Source organism: Polynucleobacter necessarius, assembly GCF_900095215.1.
Taxonomy (GTDB): Bacteria; Pseudomonadota; Gammaproteobacteria; order Burkholderiales; family Burkholderiaceae; genus Polynucleobacter; species Polynucleobacter necessarius_H.
The window spans coordinates 214,041-233,242 of sequence record NZ_LT606949.1 but is presented as its reverse complement, the minus strand read 5'-3'; the positions used below and the strand labels follow the sequence as shown (position 1 = coordinate 233,242).

General features: G+C 46.5%; 24 protein-coding genes and 1 pseudogene. 14 read left to right on the top strand and 11 right to left on the bottom strand.

The annotated features are described in order from the left end of the window. Position 1: 1 nt before the first annotated feature. The 7 genes from DXE35_RS01330 to DXE35_RS01290 form a co-directional block, all read right to left on the bottom strand. The gene (locus DXE35_RS01330; RefSeq protein WP_197713917.1) at positions 2–367 is read right to left on the bottom strand and encodes an HPP family protein; all 366 of its coding nucleotides are present in this window, start codon (positions 365–367) and stop codon (positions 2–4) included. 346 nt (positions 368–713) lie between these two features. Further along, complete coding sequence (locus tag DXE35_RS01320; RefSeq protein ID WP_114690337.1) at positions 714–1,022, bottom strand: high-potential iron-sulfur protein; 309 nt, start codon at positions 1,020–1,022, stop codon at positions 714–716. A gap of 449 nt (positions 1,023–1,471) precedes the next feature. Further along, positions 1,472–2,263 (bottom strand): GTP cyclohydrolase I, encoded by a 792-nt coding sequence (gene folE / locus DXE35_RS01310; RefSeq protein WP_114689294.1) that lies wholly within the window; start codon positions 2,261–2,263, stop codon positions 1,472–1,474. Positions 2,264–2,343: 80 nt separating this feature from the next. Then, entirely contained in the window at positions 2,344–2,715 is a 372-nt protein-coding gene (locus tag DXE35_RS01305; RefSeq protein ID WP_114689293.1) for an MAPEG family protein, read from the bottom strand. Between the two features lie 56 nt (positions 2,716–2,771). Further along, on the bottom strand, positions 2,772–3,404 hold the full coding sequence (plsY, locus tag DXE35_RS01300; protein ID WP_114689292.1) for a glycerol-3-phosphate 1-O-acyltransferase PlsY: 633 nt from the start codon (positions 3,402–3,404) through the stop codon (positions 2,772–2,774). 17 nt (positions 3,405–3,421) lie between these two features. After that, a complete protein-coding gene (gene xerD / locus DXE35_RS01295; protein ID WP_415070260.1) occupies positions 3,422–4,351 on the bottom strand; it encodes a site-specific tyrosine recombinase XerD in 930 nt (309 codons plus the stop codon). Beyond that, positions 4,338–4,823 carry a YajQ family cyclic di-GMP-binding protein gene (locus DXE35_RS01290; RefSeq protein WP_114689290.1) on the bottom strand — a complete coding sequence of 162 codons (486 nt, stop codon included), beginning with the start codon at positions 4,821–4,823 and terminating at the stop codon, positions 4,338–4,340. The genes xerD and DXE35_RS01290 overlap by 14 nt, the downstream gene beginning before the upstream one ends. A gap of 101 nt (positions 4,824–4,924) precedes the next feature. On the opposite strand from DXE35_RS01290, the gene murB reads away from it, so the two are divergent. After that, positions 4,925–5,962, top strand: a complete 1,038-nt coding sequence (murB, locus tag DXE35_RS01285; protein ID WP_114689289.1) for a UDP-N-acetylmuramate dehydrogenase — start codon at positions 4,925–4,927, stop codon at positions 5,960–5,962. 47 nt (positions 5,963–6,009) lie between these two features. Here the strand turns inward: murB and xseA are convergent, their stop codons facing one another. Continuing rightward, positions 6,010–7,239 (bottom strand): exodeoxyribonuclease VII large subunit, encoded by a 1,230-nt coding sequence (xseA, locus tag DXE35_RS01280; RefSeq protein WP_114689288.1) that lies wholly within the window; start codon positions 7,237–7,239, stop codon positions 6,010–6,012. A 313-nt stretch (positions 7,240–7,552) separates the two neighbouring features. Between xseA and DXE35_RS01275 the strand changes: the two genes are divergently transcribed. The 6 genes from DXE35_RS01275 to adk all read left to right on the top strand — a co-directional run bounded on the left by DXE35_RS01275 (position 7,553) and on the right by adk (position 11,616). Continuing rightward, the gene (locus tag DXE35_RS01275; protein ID WP_114689287.1) at positions 7,553–8,203 is read left to right on the top strand and encodes a MotA/TolQ/ExbB proton channel family protein; all 651 of its coding nucleotides are present in this window, start codon (positions 7,553–7,555) and stop codon (positions 8,201–8,203) included. 62 nt (positions 8,204–8,265) lie between these two features. Next, a complete protein-coding gene (locus tag DXE35_RS01270; RefSeq protein ID WP_331851918.1) occupies positions 8,266–8,664 on the top strand; it encodes an ExbD/TolR family protein in 399 nt (132 codons plus the stop codon). 25 nt (positions 8,665–8,689) lie between these two features. Further along, positions 8,690–9,781: a tetraacyldisaccharide 4'-kinase gene (lpxK, locus tag DXE35_RS01265; RefSeq protein ID WP_114689285.1), complete on the top strand. Its 1,092-nt coding sequence runs from the start codon at positions 8,690–8,692 to the stop codon at positions 9,779–9,781. A gap of 94 nt (positions 9,782–9,875) precedes the next feature. Then, on the top strand, positions 9,876–10,055 hold the full coding sequence (locus tag DXE35_RS01260; protein WP_114689284.1) for a Trm112 family protein: 180 nt from the start codon (positions 9,876–9,878) through the stop codon (positions 10,053–10,055). Between the two features lie 17 nt (positions 10,056–10,072). Then, positions 10,073–10,837, top strand: coding sequence for a 3-deoxy-manno-octulosonate cytidylyltransferase (gene kdsB / locus DXE35_RS01255; RefSeq protein WP_114689283.1), 765 nt, complete (start codon positions 10,073–10,075; stop codon positions 10,835–10,837). 113 nt (positions 10,838–10,950) lie between these two features. After that, the gene (gene adk / locus DXE35_RS01250) at positions 10,951–11,616 is read left to right on the top strand and encodes an adenylate kinase (protein WP_114689282.1); all 666 of its coding nucleotides are present in this window, start codon (positions 10,951–10,953) and stop codon (positions 11,614–11,616) included. Positions 11,617–11,692: 76 nt separating this feature from the next. Here adk and nrdR read toward each other — a convergent pair whose 3' ends face one another. Together nrdR and glyA are read right to left on the bottom strand one after the other, a co-directional pair. Then, positions 11,693–12,139: a transcriptional regulator NrdR gene (nrdR, locus tag DXE35_RS01245; protein WP_114689281.1), complete on the bottom strand. Its 447-nt coding sequence runs from the start codon at positions 12,137–12,139 to the stop codon at positions 11,693–11,695. 35 nt (positions 12,140–12,174) lie between these two features. Further along, the gene (glyA, locus tag DXE35_RS01240; RefSeq protein WP_114689280.1) at positions 12,175–13,419 is read right to left on the bottom strand and encodes a serine hydroxymethyltransferase; all 1,245 of its coding nucleotides are present in this window, start codon (positions 13,417–13,419) and stop codon (positions 12,175–12,177) included. A gap of 77 nt (positions 13,420–13,496) precedes the next feature. On the opposite strand from glyA, the gene tolQ reads away from it, so the two are divergent. The 7 genes and pseudogenes from tolQ (at position 13,497) to queC (ending at position 18,898) form a co-directional block, all read left to right on the top strand. Next, on the top strand, positions 13,497–14,153 hold the full coding sequence (tolQ, locus tag DXE35_RS01235) for a protein TolQ (protein WP_114689279.1): 657 nt from the start codon (positions 13,497–13,499) through the stop codon (positions 14,151–14,153). A gap of 3 nt (positions 14,154–14,156) precedes the next feature. Further along, positions 14,157–14,576 (top strand): protein TolR, encoded by a 420-nt coding sequence (gene tolR / locus DXE35_RS01230; RefSeq protein ID WP_114689278.1) that lies wholly within the window; start codon positions 14,157–14,159, stop codon positions 14,574–14,576. Positions 14,577–14,731: 155 nt separating this feature from the next. Then, positions 14,732–15,418 carry a cell envelope integrity protein TolA gene (gene tolA / locus DXE35_RS01225; RefSeq protein WP_231969911.1) on the top strand — a complete coding sequence of 229 codons (687 nt, stop codon included), beginning with the start codon at positions 14,732–14,734 and terminating at the stop codon, positions 15,416–15,418. A gap of 60 nt (positions 15,419–15,478) precedes the next feature. Then, on the top strand, positions 15,479–16,738 hold the full coding sequence (tolB, locus tag DXE35_RS01220) for a Tol-Pal system beta propeller repeat protein TolB (protein WP_114690336.1): 1,260 nt from the start codon (positions 15,479–15,481) through the stop codon (positions 16,736–16,738). 154 nt (positions 16,739–16,892) lie between these two features. Further along, on the top strand, positions 16,893–17,396 hold the full coding sequence (pal, locus tag DXE35_RS01215) for a peptidoglycan-associated lipoprotein Pal (protein WP_114689276.1): 504 nt from the start codon (positions 16,893–16,895) through the stop codon (positions 17,394–17,396). 71 nt (positions 17,397–17,467) lie between these two features. Continuing rightward, positions 17,468–18,127: a tol-pal system protein YbgF gene (ybgF, locus tag DXE35_RS01210; RefSeq protein WP_231969910.1), complete on the top strand. Its 660-nt coding sequence runs from the start codon at positions 17,468–17,470 to the stop codon at positions 18,125–18,127. 23 nt (positions 18,128–18,150) lie between these two features. Next, positions 18,151–18,898: pseudogene (queC, locus tag DXE35_RS01205) on the top strand (7-cyano-7-deazaguanine synthase QueC). A 36-nt stretch (positions 18,899–18,934) separates the two neighbouring features. Here the strand turns inward: queC and DXE35_RS01200 are convergent. Continuing rightward, on the bottom strand, positions 18,935–19,138 hold the full coding sequence (locus DXE35_RS01200; protein ID WP_114689274.1) for a transcriptional regulator: 204 nt from the start codon (positions 19,136–19,138) through the stop codon (positions 18,935–18,937). Positions 19,139–19,202 lie beyond the last annotated feature (64 nt).

Below are 19,202 nucleotides of genomic sequence, written 5' to 3'. Positions count from 1 at the left end.
TCTATCTAGATGGTCTATTGGGGTAGATTTTGCCCGTTAAATTGCTATAGGCTGCCCCAGCCAAAATCAGCAATACTGAATCAATCATTACTGGAAAAAAGGCATACCGATAGTGCATTGCATGGCTCAGCACCACTATTAAAGAAACTGCGGCTGCAGGTGGGTGCAAGCAGCGCAATATAAACATCCCCAAGATAGATAGGGTGGCAGCCAAAGGCAAAGCCAAAAGCGGCTCACCAACCAGATGCAGCACCGAAATCCCCACTAGGGCTGATAAGGTATTGCCGGCGATAACCGCCAAAGGCTGAGCCATGGGACTTCCAGGCAACGCAAAAACAAGCAAAGCGCTAGCACCAAAGGAAGCCATTATCCACTCATCCATGCCGCCAAGCTCACCAAGATATTTAGCGGTAGCAATTCATAAGGCCAATAAAAGCCCCAAAAACTGACCTAATTCGCTCGGCCCAAGCTACCGACGGCTGATCACCCCCAAAATAGAAGGAATCATGCTTTATCCACTATTTAAATGAATGTTTCATTTATCTTCGCAGCCGCTCTTTGTCTTATTTATTTGGTTGCTATCTTTTGGATTATCGGTCAAATAGAGGCAGAGGTCATGCTGGGAGTCCAAGCAAAAAAGACCGCCAAATGCATTTGGCGGTCTTTTTTGTCGTGCAGCAATACTCTAAAATTGAGCAACTCACTCCTGTGAATTAAGCCTTTTTAGCGTAAGCAGAGCACCAACCTTTACCAGCAACTTGCTTGCCAGCAAACAATGAGCAACCGCCAGCGGCAGAACCAGGCTTGCCTTGGTAGAGGGAACAGTTGTCGCACTGTTGACCAGCTGCGTATTTAGCGTATTTCGCTTTATCTACTTTAGAGGCATCAGCCTTGTAACCCAATGCAGCAGCTTGCGGATCGGTTTCAGCAACCATGGCTTGAGCTTGAACTTTACCGTTCAATGCCAATGTACAAGCACCAGCAGCAGACAAAATCATAAATTGGCGACGACTATTTTTCATGAATTCTCCAAAAAAATAAAACAGCAAATACTTTAAAAGTACATAAAAAAAATTGATGCTCATTTAAAGCTAGAGAAGATCATAGTGGAGAAGAAATGGCGCAGCTAGTTACCACGCAAGTCTATGATTTATATGGGAATATAGATGAGAATTGTTCTCAGCAAAATATGTGGATGAAACTGGGGTCGCCCTGAGCCTGTTAAGCGCTACTTCCAACCCTTCAGTTTCATGCAATTAATCCACTGACGAATATGCACCCCCGAACCTGTTTCGGGATAGTCCTCTTTACAATCTTGTAAATCTTGGTTGTAGGCAGCCTTATTGTTTTTAGCAGGATCCTGATTTTCGGAAGGGAAGCTTGCACAAGAAAACACACTAACAACAATCAACAAAAAGATGGGTAACAGAAATCGATTTTTCATTGCTTCTATTGAGACTCTGAATTGAGCTTACTTACGATCAATCAAAGCCAAAAACTCACGACGTAAGTTAGAGTCTTTTAGAAAGACTCCACGCATAACGCTATTAATCATCTTTGAGTCTCGGTCTTTTACACCGCGCCATTGCATACAGAAGTGATCAGCATCCATAACTACCGCCACACCAATCGGCTTAATCTTTTTCTCAAGCATGTCCGCCAATTCCACTACAGCCTCTTCCTGAATTTGTGGTCGACCCATCACCCACTCAGTAAGGCGAGAGTATTTGGATAGGCCAATCAGGGCAGACTCTTTACTTGGCAATACGCCAATCCAAATGCGGCCCATGATAGGGCACAAGTGGTGTGAACAGACGCTGCGCACAGTAATTGGCCCAATAATCATGAGCTCATTTAGACGGCTGACATTAGGAAATTTAGTTAAGGTGGGTTGTTCTACATAGCGCCCATTAAAGACCTCTTGCACATACATCTTTGCTACGCGACGGCTAGTATTTTTGGTGTTGTGATCATTTTCAGTATCGATGACGAGACTTTCTAATACCACCTGCATCTTTTCCGCCACCTCATCCACTAAGCCATCGAGTTCACCAGGTTTAATAAATGCGGAAATATTGTCATTTGCATGAAAGCGGGCCTTTTGTGCCTCAATACGGCGACGAATCACTACCGACAACGGCAGTCCAGACTCATCTTTTGCGGATTCTTTTTTGAAGGCAGTTACTTTTTTAGCTGCCGTCTTAGCTGGCAGTTTTTTTACTGTTATCGTCTTTTTTGTTACCACTGGTTTTTTAGATGCCATAAAAAATAATTTTTCTCAATTTTAATAGTTCTAATGTTTGAGGAATCGTCTTGCTTTAGTTGACTTACTTCTTAAGATGCTTAGATCTGAAACAACAAACTTACTGCAAAAATCATCCCAAATAACCAAACAATTGATCTAGTGGTGGGCCAATTGGCGATATAGCAAACAAGGCAAGCAATGCGCGCAAGTACAAACCCCATTGCAAACCAGTCAATTCTGTCTTGTGGGGCATTGGCAATTTGCGCAATGATTACAGCAGAAAAGAAAAGGGGTAATGACTCGAATAGATTGGCTTGAGCCGCGTTGTCTCGCACCCTAAAGCCAGTTTGTTTGGCCAGCCATTGTCTTGGCATCGCATTGTCGTAACCCTCAAAACCTTTTTTAGCCATGCCTGCTGCCACATAAGGCAAAAGACCCATAAAAAGTACACAAGCGTAGGCAATAGTCATCGTGTGTTTTTACTTTCGGTATTGATGTTGCTTATTTGGCTGTTTATTTTCATTATTTATTTGGGCGATTTTTTAGAGCCAATACGACTCTCAGTGCCATTGAGTAAATTCTGAATATTGCTGCGATGGCGCCATATTAAAAGAAGGCACACCACCAAGAGTGCTATGCCCATTGGCTGAAAGCCAAATAAGAATACAAAATAGATGGGGCCAACGATGGCAGCAGCTAATGCGGCTAACGATGAATAGCGCATAAACATTGCCACAATAATCCATGTACTCAATGTCGCCAATCCCAATATCCAATTAATGCCAAACAAAATCCCGCATGCGGTAGCAACACCTTTGCCACCCTTAAAGCCATGGAATACGGGAAAGAGATGTCCAAAAAAAACAGCCAATACCACCCCACAAAGTAACCAAGAATTTAATGTCGAGGTTAAGGATGCATCACCCAAGATAACGCGTGCGAGCATTACTGCAAAGTAACCCTTGAGCGCATCGCCGATCAAAGTCAGCACAGCAGCCAACTTATTACCAGTCCGCAGCACATTGGTTGCGCCCGGATTACCAGAACCATAAGAGTGAGGATCGGGCAAGCGTATGCACTTACTCACCACTACCGCAAAAGAGATAGACCCTACGATGTAGGCAATCGGGATGAGCAAGAGATCGAGAGTCAATTTCATATCGCTATCTTAAACACTTATGAGCCACGGGGATGGTGCTGTTGATGGATCGATTTAAGTCTTTCTCTGGCCACGTTGGTATAAATTTGGGTAGTAGAGATATCCGCATGCCCTAAAAGCAGCTGTACCACCCTTAAATCCGCCCCATGATTAAGTAAATGGGTGGCAAATGCATGTCTCAGCGTATGCGGTGATAACGCAACCGGAATATTGGCTACCGTGGCATAACGCTTTATGAGCGCCCAAAACGCCTGCCTAGTTAAACCAGTACCGGTATGCCGCCCAATAAATACCGCATCCGATGTTTTGCCTTCCAACAAAGGGGTACGCGCTTCGGCCAAATACTTTCTAAGCCACTGTCCCGCTTCACCACCAAACGGCACCAAGCGCTCTTTTCCGCCTTTGCCGTTGATGACTCTCACTACACCTTCATTCAAACCCAGTGCGACTGTTTTCAAGGAAACAATTTCTGATACACGCAAACCACTGGCATACATCAACTCCAACATCGTGCGATCGCGCAAACCTAAAGGCGTTTCAATATCGGGTGCATTCAGCAATGTCGTTACCTGATCTTCGCTCAGCGTCTTTGGAAAACGCAGCGCTTGCTTTGCGGCACGCAAACCCATACAGGGATCACTTTTTACCAAGTTCATACGTAGTGCATGCCGGTAAAAGCGCTTGAAAACAGTCAAGCGACGATTGGCAGTGGTTGCCTTATCAGCCCTGCGATGGGCAATATACGCAGTCAGATCTTTTTCAGTGACTCCGTAGAGATCGCCTCCAGATTCCTTATAAAGCCACTGGGCTAATAACAATAAGTCTCTGCGGTATGCGACCAGACTGTTTTGAGCACAGCCATCTTCCAGCCAGCAAGCATCGCAGAAGCGCTCAATGGCTTCTTGGCTTGCTGTGGCTATTGCTGGCGCAACATTAGTCACGGAAATTATTAAAGCCTAGCGGCGCCTCTGTCACTTCTTTTTTAAGGAGGGCCATTGTCTCTTGCAAGTCATCACGCTTACCGCCAGTGACACGCACCGCATCACCCTGAATACTGGCCTGCACTTTGATCTTGCTGTCTTTAATGATGCGTACGACTTTTTTTGCCAACTCAGAAGTAATACCTTTTTGAATCTTCATGGTCTGCTTGCGCTTATCACCACCAATGGTTTCAGTTTTGTCATCCTTGAGATAACGCATATCCACATTACGTTTGGCCATCTTATTAATCAGCACATCGCGAACTTGACCTAACTTAAAGTCATCGTCACCAAACAAAATGAGCGCTTCATCTTTTTGCTCTACGCGACTATCTGACCCTTTGAAGTCAAAGCGGTTGCTGATTTCTTTATTGGATTGCTCAATCGCATTTTTGAGCTCAACCATATCGGGCTCACATACAACGTCAAATGATGACATTTTACTCCTTACTTAGTTGCTTATTTGGTTACCTGCTGGCTTATGCTCGACTTTACCGCCAAAAAATACGCCCTAGATTCTTTTACGAATAAGATTGTGACATGAACCGTGCTCAAAATGGGCCCCTACCAGCAAAATTGATCCCAAATCTCGGGTTAAAGCACCGCAATACCTTTGGCTTTGACGCTAGCGCCGAACTGGCCTACGAAATCACTTCACCAGAGCAAATTCCGGCGGTGATTTCAGATATTGCCAAGCAAAAACTGACATGGCGGGTTTTGGGAGGTGGCAGCAACGTCATTCTTCCTGAGAGCCTTTCAGGGGCAACTCTGCTCATGAATATCACTGGGCAAGAAATGATTGCCTCCGACGAGGTGGCTACTTATTTAGCGGTTGGTGGTGGCGTAAATTGGCATGAACTCGTGATCTGGACTTTAGAGAATGACTTACCGGGCTTAGAAAATTTAGCGCTTATTCCCGGTACAGTAGGAGCCGCACCCATTCAAAATATTGGTGCTTATGGCGTTGAGGTTGCAGATTACATTGATAGCATCGAAGCATTTGACGCAAAAGAACAAGCCTTTGTCACTCTGAGAAAAGAAGCCTGCCACTTTGCTTATCGCGATAGCTACTTCAAGCAAAACCCCCACCGCTTTATCGTGACACAGGTCGTTTTTAAACTGCCTAAAATTTGGCAAGCCCGCATTCATTACGCGGATTTAGCAACGCAATTTTTCGAGGGCTCTAATCCAAGTCCAGAAGAGATCTTTTTAGCGGCATGTAAGATCCGCACTCGCAAACTGCCAGACCCAACCGTCATTGGTAATGCTGGTAGCTTCTTTCAGAACCCCATTGTTCCCCAAGAGCAATTTGAAACTTTGCTCAAAACGCATACTGACCTAGTCTCATATCCAGATGCAACCGGTAAACGCAAATTGGCGGCCGCTTGGCTCGTTGATCAATGCGGTTTTAAAGGCCAACGCATGGGTGACGTTGGTGTTTACCAAAACCAGGCACTTGTTCTCGTCAATCATGGTGGTGGAACAGCTCAAGATGTTCTTGGGCTCGCAAAATGCATTCAGGATAAAGTGCGTGCAGAGTTTGGAGTGAGCTTACAAATCGAGCCCAACATTTTTTAAGTGGGAGTCGATATTTGCCATATGCATGACTCGAGCAATGCTTGGTCTTACTTACTTTCCGTTTGACTCACATTCGCGAATTGCACCTCCACTTGCCCCTCGGCCAATCGTATTTGAAAGTCATTACTTACATTCAACTCGGATGGTTTTCGGACCGCATGCAACGCTTCATTTTCTTTACTTAAAATCACCGCATATCCACGCTCTAACGTTCTTTGCGGATTAAGCATCTCTAGCTGCGATTGGTAATGAGATTGATTGCGCTTCCAATTCTCCACACGCACTGACCAGGCTTGATTTAATCGCTTCTGCCAGCCGCTTATTTGCTCACGCATACGATCGGGATTGGGTAAAGCATGGCTCAGTCTGAGCGCCAATTGATCTAGGGTTTGCGCCTCGCGCTCAATACGTTGATTGATGCGTTGGAGCAATGCTTGCATGATGGCATCGAGCTCTTGCAGCATTTGATCTCTTCGAGGTGCCGCCAGCTCTGCAGCACCAGTTGGTGTTGGCGCACGCAAATCTGCAACAAAGTCTGCAATGGTGAAATCGGTTTCATGTCCAACACCACTCACCACCGGAATAGATGAATCTGCGATGGCATACGCTAACTGCTCATCATTAAACGCCCAGAGATCTTCAATACTGCCACCGCCTCGCACCAATAAAATGACATCGACTGCTTTTTCTTTTTCAGCCGTCTTGAGCGCTGAAACAATTCCAGCGGGTGCGTCTGGTCCCTGCACTAGTGTCGGATAAATCACAATCGGAATGTGATGCGCTCTTCTAGCTAACGTACTTAAGACATCTTTTAAAGCTGCCGCTTGTGCTGATGTGATGATGCCAATCGATCTTGGGTGAGTGGGCATATCCCGTTTCCGTTCGTCATCAAACAATCCTTCTTTAGCGAGTTTGGCTTTGAGTTTCAGGAAGGCTTCGTACAATCCACCCATGCCTGCGCGACGCAAAGTCTGAATCGTCAGCTGAATATCCCCGCGTGGCACATACATACCCAGATTCGCGCTAACCTCCACTAAGTCGCCAGATTGCGGCATAAACCCAACTTGACCATTGCGTCCGCGGAACATCACGCAACGTATCTGACCCTCTTCGTCTTTGAGAGAGAAATACCAATGCCCGCTGTCATAAGCCTTGAAGTTCGAAATCTCCCCGCTTACCCAGACCGTATCGAAACGGTCCTCTAAAGAGGCCGCTATGGCGCGGTTGAGATCGCCAACGCTCAGAATTTCCCTTGATTTGTCTATCGTTGCCGACATTTTTCCTCTTGAACCCTCTAGCTATCTGGCTGAGAGACAATGACATATCCACAGATTCCAGTTCGCTTTAGGTTTAATACCTATAAGTAAGTAATTACTGACCAAAAACGTCTCATAAATCCAACATACATAATATAAGTCATTGATTTATATAGAAATAAATTTATACGATAAACTGCATTTTTGGCAATAAATGATCAGGACCACGATCAATCAAGGACTTACGACACAAATTCCAAAAAGTTTTGCACAGAGTTATCCACAGGCTAGCTTTCTGAAACAGGCTTTTTAATTCAGCTAAAGTACTGAGCTTATGTACTCCATCTTACTATCCGCTGGCTGGCCTATTTGGCCTCTTCTCATGATTTCTATGTTGGGTATGGCTATCGCCCTAGAGCGTAGCTGGTATTTGCGTCAAACCCATATTTTCCCCAAAAACTGCCTTGAAACCGCTTTTTCGCTCGCTAATCAGATGCAAAACTCAAGGACTAGCGTCAGCGATTTACAAATTGCGGATTTAGCCCAAATGTCGCCAGCAAGCCCATTGCTCGCATACGCCCTGAAAGAGCAGTTGATTGGCAGTAGCGCTAAAGCCGCGCTCGAAGAGCTACAAGTAAGCGCACAAACCATATGGCTCAAGCTGGATCGCTACCTTGGCATTCTTACAACGATTGCCACCGTCGCCCCTTTGCTAGGCTTATTTGGCACCGTAGTGGGCATGATTGAGATCTTTGGTAGCGAAGGTGCGATCAATGGTGCCGCAGGTAGCCCACAACAACTAGCGCACGGCATTTCTGTGGCGCTGTACAACACTGCATTTGGATTGTTAATTGCCATTCCTGCATTAGTCGCTTGGCGTGGATTACGCGCTATGGCCAATCAACGTCAGCGTGAGTGTGAAGAATTCACACGGCAAATTTTTAAGAAGCTTTATCCAAGCGACGCAGTTCATGTGACTAAATGAGTTGGTTAGAAACACTCTCGCAAGCAAGAAGAAGATTTCCTTTAGGGAGAAGCTCTACTCCAGTGGATCCCGAGATTAATCTCATCCCCTTTATTGATGTGCTGTTGGTGGTCTTGATATTCTTGATGATCTCCACCACCTTCACGCACTATCAAGAGCTTGCTATTACATTGCCAACTGCCAATGGCAGCGAGAGTCAAGCTGAGGTCAAACAAATCCATATTGCGGTTAGCCGCGATGGGCGCTTTGCGATCAACGGCAAAGTCACCGATCGCTCACAGTTAAGTGCGGCCCTAACTCAGCTCAGCGGGCAGGCCACTCAAAAAGAAGGTGTCAATAGATTGCAAGTGAATATTGATGCCGATGCTAAAGCACCGCATCAAGCCGTGATGAGCGCGCTTGAATCCGCTAGAGATGCGAATCGTCCCAATATCGTGTTTAGCCGCCAAACTAAAAAGTAATTACGTATTAAGAAAAATATTACTCATGGCCTTTTCTTTTTTCCGTAAAGCACCTCAATTCTGGGAAAGACGCGGTCCCACCAGCTTATTGCTGTGGCCACTCTCCTGGTTATATGGTTTGGTTTTACGGGCTCGAAAACTGATTCAGGACACTGACTTCATCAAACAGCAGCCCGCCCCTGTACCCATCATCATCGTTGGCAATATCAGAGTTGGCGGCACTGGCAAAACTCCCATCGTTATCGCACTGGCAGAACGATTGCAGCAACTAGGCTGGAATCCCGGGATCATTAGTCGTGGCTATGGCTCTTCAGCGCAAACCACTCCCGTTCAAGTCAAAAGTAATTCCGACCCAGCACTCGTTGGTGATGAACCCGCGTTAATCGCTAGACGAACACATGATCAGTTTCCGATTTGGGTGTTTCCTAACCGTCAAAAAAGCATCCAAGCCTTGTTGAAGCACTCTCCGAATGTCAACGTGATCATTAGTGACGACGGCCTACAACACAGCGGCTTAGCTCGCTGGCCTGCTCGAGAAGGTGGGCGTGACATTGAGTTCGTAGTACGCGATGGACGCGGAGAAGGTAATCGCTTTTTGCTACCGGCTGGCCCATTACGTGAACCCGCTACCCGTGAACGTGATGCGACGCTATTTACAGGGAAAATCAAAGAGGGCAATGCTCAACTGGGTTCGCACGATGAATATTTTTTAGGGCGTCGCGCCTTTTCACTATTGAGTCATTTTGGCAAGGCATACCAATTGAATAATCCAGCGAACACGCAGACACTAGCGCAAATTGCAGATAGCTATTTGCCTAGCAAAATCACCGCTGTTGCGGCCCTGGGTAACCCACAGGGATTTTTTGATGATCTACTAAAAAACGGTATTGCCGCCAAAACCATTCCGCTACCTGATCACGCCACCTACACTTCTGAGTTTTTCGCCAAGACCAATGCGCAGTGCATTCTAATTACTGAAAAAGATGCTGTGAAATGCTCAACTATTGTCGATGAGCGCATTTGGGTGGTGCCGATATCTCTTCGCCTCTCGGATAGCTTGGCTGACTGGCTGCAATCCATCCTGCGAAGACCAGATCCTTATCGCTATAACTTGTAACACTTGTGATCTTGGTTGACAAAGCACTACACTGTCCCAACACCAATCTAGAAACTCTGTTAGAAACACTAATAAAAACGTAACTCAAGAAATCATGGATAAACGACTGCTCGATATTTTGGTTTGCCCCTTATGTAAAAGTCAGCTGCATTTAAATGCTGAGAAAAAGGAGCTGATTTGCAAGGCAAATCGCTTGGCTTACCCCATTCGGGATGATGTGCCAGTGATGCTGGTAGATGAAGCGCGCAGTCTTAGCGCCGATGAAATCGCTTAATTCAGCACCACTATTTCATGCACGCGGATTCCAAAGCGCCTGATTTTTTAGTAGTCATTCCAGCAAGACTGGGGTCGACTCGCTTGCCTCGCAAACCTTTAGCAGATATTGGCGGCAAACCGATGGTCATTCGGGTTGCTGAGCGCGCAAAGCAATCGCTTGCACAAGGCGTAGTTGTTGCAACAGATTCACCGGAAATACAAGCTGCTTGTGATGAGCATCGTATTGAGTGTTTGCTCACTAGCGAGAATCACCATACTGGCACAGAGCGAATTGCAGAGGTTGCGCAGCTACTGAAGTTACCCAACAACGCATTGGTAGTGAATGTGCAAGGTGATGAACCACTGATTCCACCCGAACTCATTAATCAGGTAGCTCGCACTCTTGCTGAACATGAGCAGTGCGCTATTTCCACAGTTGCCGTTCCGATTGCCGATATTGCAGAGATCAATAATCCCAATGTAGTGAAAGTAGTTCTCAATCGATCTGGCGAAGCGCTCTATTTTTCAAGAGCCCCAATTCCCTTTGTAAGAGACGCGCAAAGCAGTGCAAAAACTATCCATTTGCGCCATTTAGGCATCTATGGCTATCGCGCTAACTTTTTACAGGCCTATACCCGCCTAGAACCAGCACCTCCAGAGCAAGCTGAAGCCCTAGAACAACTACGCGCCCTCTGGAATGGCTACAGTATAGCGGTTCATACCGCCCTAGAAGCGTCTCCAGCAGGTGTCGATATCCAAGAGGACCTAGAAAGGGTGCGGAAGCTACTGGGCCGCCCCTAGTCTAGCAAAGCAATCTCAGACCATTCAATGGGTCTCGGGGATAATCCTAGGCAATAGGTACTAAGGATCCCGACAAAATACGGGACAATGACAGCTCTTCTAAGGGGAAAACAATGCGGTTGATTCTGCTCGGTGCACCAGGTGCTGGCAAAGGCACACAAGCTCAGTTTATTTGCGAAAAGTTCGCTATTCCACAAATCTCCACAGGCGATATGTTGCGCGCTGCCGTGAAAGCCGGAACTGAACTGGGTATTTCTGCTAAAAAAATTATGGATGCTGGCGGCCTTGTTTCCGATAATATCATCATTGGCCTCGTGAAAGATCGCTTAGCTCAACCAGATTGCAGCAAAGATTATTTGTTTGATGGTTTTCCAAGAACCATTCCACAGGCGCAAGCGATGAAAGATGCTGGCGTACCAATTGATTACGTTGTAGAAATCGATGTGCCATTTGATGCCATCATCGATCGCATGGGTGGTCGTCGTGTTCACCCAGCATCTGGCCGCACTTATCACATCAAATACAACCCACCCAAGGTTGAAGGTAAAGATGATGTCACTGGCGATCCATTGATCCAACGTGATGATGACAAAGAAGAAACTGTTCGCAAGCGCCTACAAGTGTATGACGATCAGACTCGCCCATTAGTCGAGTACTACTCTTCATGGGCTGCGCAAGCCAATCCAGCCGATAAAGTGAAGGCGCCAGCCTATCGCAAAGTCAGCGGTACTGGCAGTGTTGAAGACATAACCGCTTCTATTTTTGCGGCGCTGAAATAACTCACCGTTCATTGTTTAGCCAATAAAAAAGGACTGCAATGCAGTCCTTTTTTATTTCTATTTATTTAGACTCTTCTTATTTGAGCTCTTTTAAAGCGCTTTCAAAAGACTCAATATCGGCAAAGCTTCTGTAGACCGAGGCAAAGCGGATGTAAGCCACTTTATCTAAACGCTTAAGCTCGCGCATCACAAGCTCGCCAACACGTTCGCTCGGGATTTCTTTTTCACCAAGGCTCAGGAGTTTTTCTTCAATGCGTGCAATGGATTCATCGACAGAGTCTGATGACACTGGACGCTTACGCAAAGCCAACTTGATTGAGCTTGCCAACTTATCGTGACTGTATTCCACACGACTACCGTTTTTCTTAACGATAGCTGGCAACGCCAATTCAACACGCTCATAAGTTGTAAAGCGCTTATCGCATTTGGCACAACGGCGACGACGGCGAATAGTATCGCCATCGTCAGATACCCGGGTATCTAACACCTGGGTATCTTCGTTATGGCAAAAATGGCAGCGCAATGAACTCTTCTTGTCTTGGTTGAGCTATTAATTACTTAGCCGTAAACCCGGAAACGCTTAGTGAGCTCGACAACTTGTGCGCGCACTTTAGCGATATTCGCAGGGTCATTTGGATTATCCAAAACATCTGCAATAAAGTTACCGATCTGTCTTGCTTCCGCCTCTTTGAATCCACGCGTTGTCATTGCAGGGGAGCCCAAACGAATGCCGCTAGTCACCATTGGTTTTTCTGGATCATTTGGAATACCGTTTTTGTTACAAGTAATGTGGGCCTCGCCCAACACACGCTCAGCTTCTTTGCCGGTCATTTTCTTGGCGCGTAAATCCACCAACATCACATGTGAATCTGTGCCGCCAGAAACGATTCTTAAGCCACGCGCAATCAATGTCTCAGCCAGCGCTTTTGCATTAGCAACTACTTGCTTTTGATAATCTTTAAAACCTGGTTCTGCAGCCTCTTTGAACGCTACCGCTTTAGCAGCAATCACGTGCATCAAAGGGCCGCCCTGTAAGCCTGGGAACACTGCGGAATTGATGGCTTTCTCGTGTTCGGCTTTCATCAAGATGATGCCGCCACGAGGGCCACGCAAGCTCTTGTGGGTTGTCGAAGTCACGATGTCAGCATGGGGCACTGGATTTGGGTAAACGCCTGCCGCAACCAAGCCAGCATAGTGAGCCATATCTACCATAAAGATCGCGCCCACTTCTTTTGCTAATTTACCGATGCGCTCAAAAACAATCTTTTTGGAATATGCAGATGCGCCAGCAATAATCAATTTTGGTTTGTGCTCGCGAGCCAAACCCTCCATCTGCTCGTAATCGATTTCTTCGTTCTTATCCAAGCCATAAGCGATTGGGTTGAACCACTTACCACTCATGTTTAAAGCCATGCCGTGGGTCAAGTGACCACCTTCAGCAAGACTCATCCCCATAAAGGTATCGCCTGGTTTTAAGAAAGCCAAAAATACCGCTTGGTTTGCGGATGCGCCGCAATGCGGTTGCACGTTTGCCGCTTCAGCACCAAACAAAGCTTTGACACGATCAATCGCCAATTGCTCAGCAACGTCCACGAATTCACAACCACCGTAATAACGCTTGCCTGGGTAACCTTCAGCGTACTTATTGGTCAACTGAGAGCCTTGGGCAGCCATCACCGCTGGTGAGGTGTAGTTCTCAGAAGCAATCATCTCAATATGGTCTTCCTGACGCTGATTTTCGTTCTGAATAGCTTCCCATAACTGGGGATCGGTTTTGGCTAATGTGTTTTGGCGGTCAAACATGGTGATAATCCTGAGGAAGTTGAATGGCTGAGTAAATTAACTTAGTAAAATCAACCTACATCATACAAAATTCCACCATGACCTCCACACAAGACCTCTCATTCCTCTCTCTAGTCCTCAATGCCAGCCTATTAGTCCAGTTGGTAATGTTGTTATTACTGAGCATGTCCATCGCCTCTTGGACCATTATTTTCAAGAAAACCGCCGTTTTACGTGGGGTTAGACAAAATACAGACCGCTTTGAGCGTGATTTCCGGTCAGACGGAGACCTCAATACCCTTCTGGAGGCAGCTCAGCGGAATACCCGCAGCGATGCTGTCCTGGAGCACATCTTTGAAGCCGGTATGCAGGAGTTCAACAAAGGCCGTGAAATTGACGCTGCCCGCCGAGCCATGAAAGCCACTTATCAGCGTGAAATGGACCTTTTGGAGGCCAATCTGCCCTTCCTGGCTTCTGTAGGCTCGGTCTCCCCATACATCGGCCTCTTTGGCACCGTTTGGGGGATCATGCACTCCTTCCGCGGCTTGGCCAATGTGCAAAATGCCACCCTTTCTACTGTTGCCCCCGGCATCGCAGAAGCTTTGATCGCAACCGCAATTGGTTTGTTTGCCGCGATTCCAGCGGTAGTTGCTTACAACCGCGCCGCCACCGATGTTGACCGCCTCTCCATTCGCTTTGAAACATTCATCGAAGAGCTCACCAATATCTTACAGCGCCAAACTGCGGTACGATAAGTAATGGCCGGTTTTTCATTACGCAAAAACAAACGTCGGGCAATGGCCGACATCAACGTCGTTCCGTACATCGACGTGATGTTGGTGTTGTTGGTGATTTTTATGGTTACCGCACCCATGGTTAATCCCGGCGTTGTCAACTTGCCAACTGTTGGTGGCGCCAAAGTGCAATCCTTGCCGCCTGTCTTTTTAACTATCGACACCAATGAAGATGTCATCGTACGAAAAGATGGCGACCCAACACAAACACTAAATAAATTTGAACTCGGTGCTTTTGCCCGGTCAAATGCCGAAAAATCCGCTGACCAACCGATTGTGATTGCAGCCGATAAATCCATTAAGTATGAAACTGTGATGGAAGTCATGTCCAAGCTCAAAGAGAATGGCGTGAAACGGGTTGGCCTTGCGGTCAAGACCCAATAAGGCTTTGAGGCTTGCTGTAATTGCCCATGAATAGCGCTCCCACTTTTCAATCTTCCCTCTCGCCATTCAAGCGGGGACGATATACAAAGCAAGAAAGCACTAAACGCGCGTTTACTTTTTCATTAATCGCACATTTAGGCTTGCTCGCTTTTCTGATGATTGGTATTAGGTGGAACAACAGCACTTCATCTGGAATAGAAGTAGAGCTCTGGGATTCCGCACCACAAGTTGAAACACCACCTGAGCCAGAACTCAAAACTGAAGTCAAAGAAGAAGCGGCTGATATCGCCATTAAGAAAAAGAAGCTAGAAAAAGAGCCTCCTAAAAAAGAAGTAGTGAAGGAAAAACCAAAGGCAGTCAAACCGCCTCCGCCGAAAGAAAAACCAAAGAAGGAGGAGCCACCTAAAAAAGCGGAAGCTTCCAAGGCGCAATCTCGAGCGGAAACTAAAGCTAATGCTGCGGCTGAAAAAGCGCGCGCCGATCAGTTAGCACGCTTACGCGCAGCAGCGGTAGCAGAAGGTGGTAGTGGTGGCACAGTCGGTAGTGGCGTTGGTGGCGATGGTAACGCACCACCTGGCTGGACCGATAAAGTGATCAAAAAGGTGAAGCCATTAATCGTCTTTAATCCAGAATCCGTCAGCGGCAACCCTTCAGCAGTCGTTTTGGTCAATCTTGCGCCAGATGGGGCCATTTTGAGCACTAGCATTCAGTCTTCTAGCGGTAATGCGGGCTGGGATCGCGCAGTATTGTTAGCCCTTTCACGTGCAGAGAGTCTGCCAAAAGACGACGATGGCAAAATTCCACAACGCGAAGTAAAACTGACTTTTAAACCCAAGGATTAATGCATGTTGCCATTAGCAAAAAGACAAAGACTGATATCGAAACTGAACTCTTTTGGCTTAATGGTCTTTGCACTGCTGATTAGTATGTCGACACCTGCGCTTGCGCAGATGAATATTGAAGTTACTGGCGTCGGTCAATCGCTTTATCCAATCGCAGTAATGCGCTTTAAAGATGAAAATAAATTACCCACCAGCGTTACTGAAATCATTCGTCAAGATTTAGCTCGCAGTGGTTACTTCAAAAATACCGAGAACGGCAATGCCGTTGAGAGCGATGAAGGCACCCCAAATTACAAATATTGGACTGCGCGTGGTGCCGATGCATTGGTAGTAGGTGCTGTTGTGCAAATCAGTGGATCTCAAGTTGAGATTCATTGCAAATTATTTGATGTACGCAACTCCCAAAGTCTAGGTGGTTTAAATCTCAACTCCAGCGCTGATAACTTACGTGCAGCAGCTCACAAAATTGCCGATGACATCATCTTCAAATTGCTTGGTGAGCGCGGCGTATTCTCCACCCGTCTCTCTTATGTCATCAAGGATGGCAAGCGTTACCGACTTGTGATCTCCGATGCGGATGGACAAAATATTCGTAATGCCATGAACAGTGGTGAGCCAATCATTTCTCCATCATGGTCACCTGATGGCAAGAAAGTAGCCTACGTGTCTTTTGAAGATCGCAAGCCTGTGATTTATGTGCATGAGCTCACTACCGGTCGTCGAATTTCCCTCTCGAATCAAAAGGGTAATAACAGTGCGCCAGCTTGGTCACCTGATGGCACAAAACTAGCGATCTCATTGTCTAAAGATGGCAATACACAAATCTACGGTATTAATGCGGATGGAACTAACTTACATCGCTTAACTCGCGGCAACACAATTGATACTGAGCCACAGTACTCCGCTGATGGTCGTTACATCTACTTCACGAGCGATCGCGGTGGCAATCCCCAAATCTATCGCATGCATGCTGATGGCGAACAAGCTGAAGGTGTGAAGCGCGTTACTTTCAAACAAGGCTTTGTGACTTCACCTCGCATCTCCCCGGATGGAAAATACTTAGCTTATATCGCTAATATTGGCGACGCTTATCGACTCTATATTCTGAACTTGGCTACCGGTGATGCTCAGGCACTCACCGATGGCATCAGCGATGAATCTCCTTCCTTTGCGGCCAATGGACGCTACGTTCTGTATTCCACCAAAGTGGGTGGTAAACGTGTTCTAGCTGCTGTCTCGGTCGACGGCAATTCCAAGCAGGTGCTGAGCATTCCAGGATCTGATGTTCGTCAGCCAGCCTGGGGTCCTTTTGTGGACTAGAACCCAGAAAAACTTATCCCAGCCTGCTAAAGCCCCAAGTAACCCTTGGGGCTTTATTCTTGTAGCTTGAAATAGTCACTTTTGATGCGCTTGGGGGCATAATATTGGCTATTGACTCATTTATAGATTCAGCTTGTAGGAAAAAGGGAAATTCATGAAGATTTCTATCGCACGTCGCGCAGCAACTTTTGCCCTCATCGGCGCTACCGCATTACTCATGGCAGCTTGCTCCAGCGTGAAATTAGACGACACCGATGGCGCCAACGGTAGTGGTGGTAGCGGTAATTTTGCCTCACAGCCATGGAATGATCCAAGCAGCCCACTCTTTGAAAAGAACGTTTACTTTGGCTTCGATGAATACACTGTGCAGACTAAGTATCAAAAGATGTTGTCTGCTCATGCAAGCTATTTAAAAGCAAACCCACAACAGAAGATCATCATCCAAGGCAATACCGATGAACGCGGCACCGCGGAATACAACTTGGCACTCGGCCAACGTCGCTCTGATGCTGTACGTAAATCACTGAACTTGATGGGCGTATCTGACAATCAAATGGAAGCCGTAAGCTTTGGTAAAGAAAAACCAAAAGCAGAAGGGGATAACGAAGCGGCTTGGGCAGAAAATCGCCGTGCTGACATTGTTTACATCACGAACTAATGATGACGTTTTCTCACTCAGCAAAACAAACGCTCTCACGAGCGTTTTGTTTAAGTGCCGCTCTCATTTGTTTGAGTGCCTCCAATAGCGCTTGGGCTCTCTTCTCGGACGATGAAGCGCGTAAGGCTATTCTGGATCTGCGCAAGTCTCTAGCCACTACCCAGCTCGAGCTACAAGGGCAAATCGACAAACTCAAGACCGAGAATGCGGAACTCCGTGGCAAAGTAGAAGAACTTGAGAAGCAAGGCGAAGATATCAGCGCTAGTCAAAAAACGTACTATCAAGATCTTGATACCCGCCTAGGTAATTTTGAACCTCGCACCATCACCATCGAAGGTGTTAGCGGCACAGTGCAGCCAGGTGAGAAAAAAGCTTATGACGATGCGCTCAAAGCATTTCAGGCGGGCAACCTGAAAAAGGCTGAGGATAGCTTTGCAGCATTCACTGCGAAGTACCCAAAGAGTCCTTACCTACCACTTGCTCTTTACTGGAGCGGTAATAGCAAGTATGCGAATAAAGAATACGCTGGTGCAATTAGCAAATTACAAAATCTCATTAAGCGATATCCAAACCATCCGCGCATTCCCGCAGCGATGGTGACTTTGGGCAATGCTCAATTAGAGAGCGGCAACAAAGCAACAGCCAAGAAAACATTTAGCGACATCATTGCCAAATATCCCGACACTGAAGCGGCTAAAGATGCACAGCAACTTATTGCTGGCACCAAGTAACACTTCTTTCTTTACCCCCACTCATGTCTAAGCTCTCTGCTGCCTTTGCATCGCTGGCGCCCCGCCAGCCTGGCACCCCTGCGGTAATCTTGTTTTCTTGCGGCTTGGACTCCGCGACCGTATTGGCTTTAGCCAAGGATCTGGGATATACACCTTATGCCCTCTCCGTAGGTTATGGGCAACGTCACTCCTCAGAATTGACTGCTGCAAAACATATCGCCAAGCAAATTGGGGTGGCGCGCCATGAAGTAGTGAATTTAGATCTCACTCGTTTTGGTGGTTCTGTTTTGACTGACTCCAACATTGCAGTACCCACCACCCCAGGAAAAGATCAAGAAATCCCCGTCACTTATGTGCCTGCACGTAATACGATTTTGCTGTCACTCGCATTGGGTTGTGCGGAGTCTCTCGGCGGCCTAGATATTTTTGATGGAGCTAACTCAGTAGATTACTCAGGCTACCCAGACTGCAGACCTGAATATGTCGCCTCTTTCGAACGCATGGCGAACTGAGCCACTAAGGCCGGCGTTGAAGCAATCAATGATGAGAACCGCTTTAGGATGCATTCGCCCATCATCAGCCTTACCAAAGCGCAAATCATTCAACTAGGCAGCACTATGAGTGTGGACTATTCACAAACAGTGTCTGGCTACCAAGCAAATGATTTGGGTGAAGCCTGCGGTGAATGTGAATCTTGCCGTTTAAGGCAGGCTTGGCTTTGAACAAGCTAATGTGAGCGATCCTACTCGTTACCAAAAAATAAATAATTGATTCAATCATTAGACTCACAGACAAACGCTGCATGAATCAAATTGGGTAGTTTTTAGATTCGTAAGCATCTATTAATTTCAGCAAAGATTGGAATCTATCGGCATCTGAACTACCTGCTTTTGGCTCAAGTTCAAAGAACTTAACCACCTCTGCCATTGCAGCCTCATACTCAACTTCATTCAAAAGTAGCTTTAGTTCTTGCATGTTTGTCCCAATGGCAATATTTGAATACCACTTCACTCATTTGCTGTTTAGCCGTCAATACTACAGAAAGAATTAAAACCACTGATTTAACAAGGTCAAG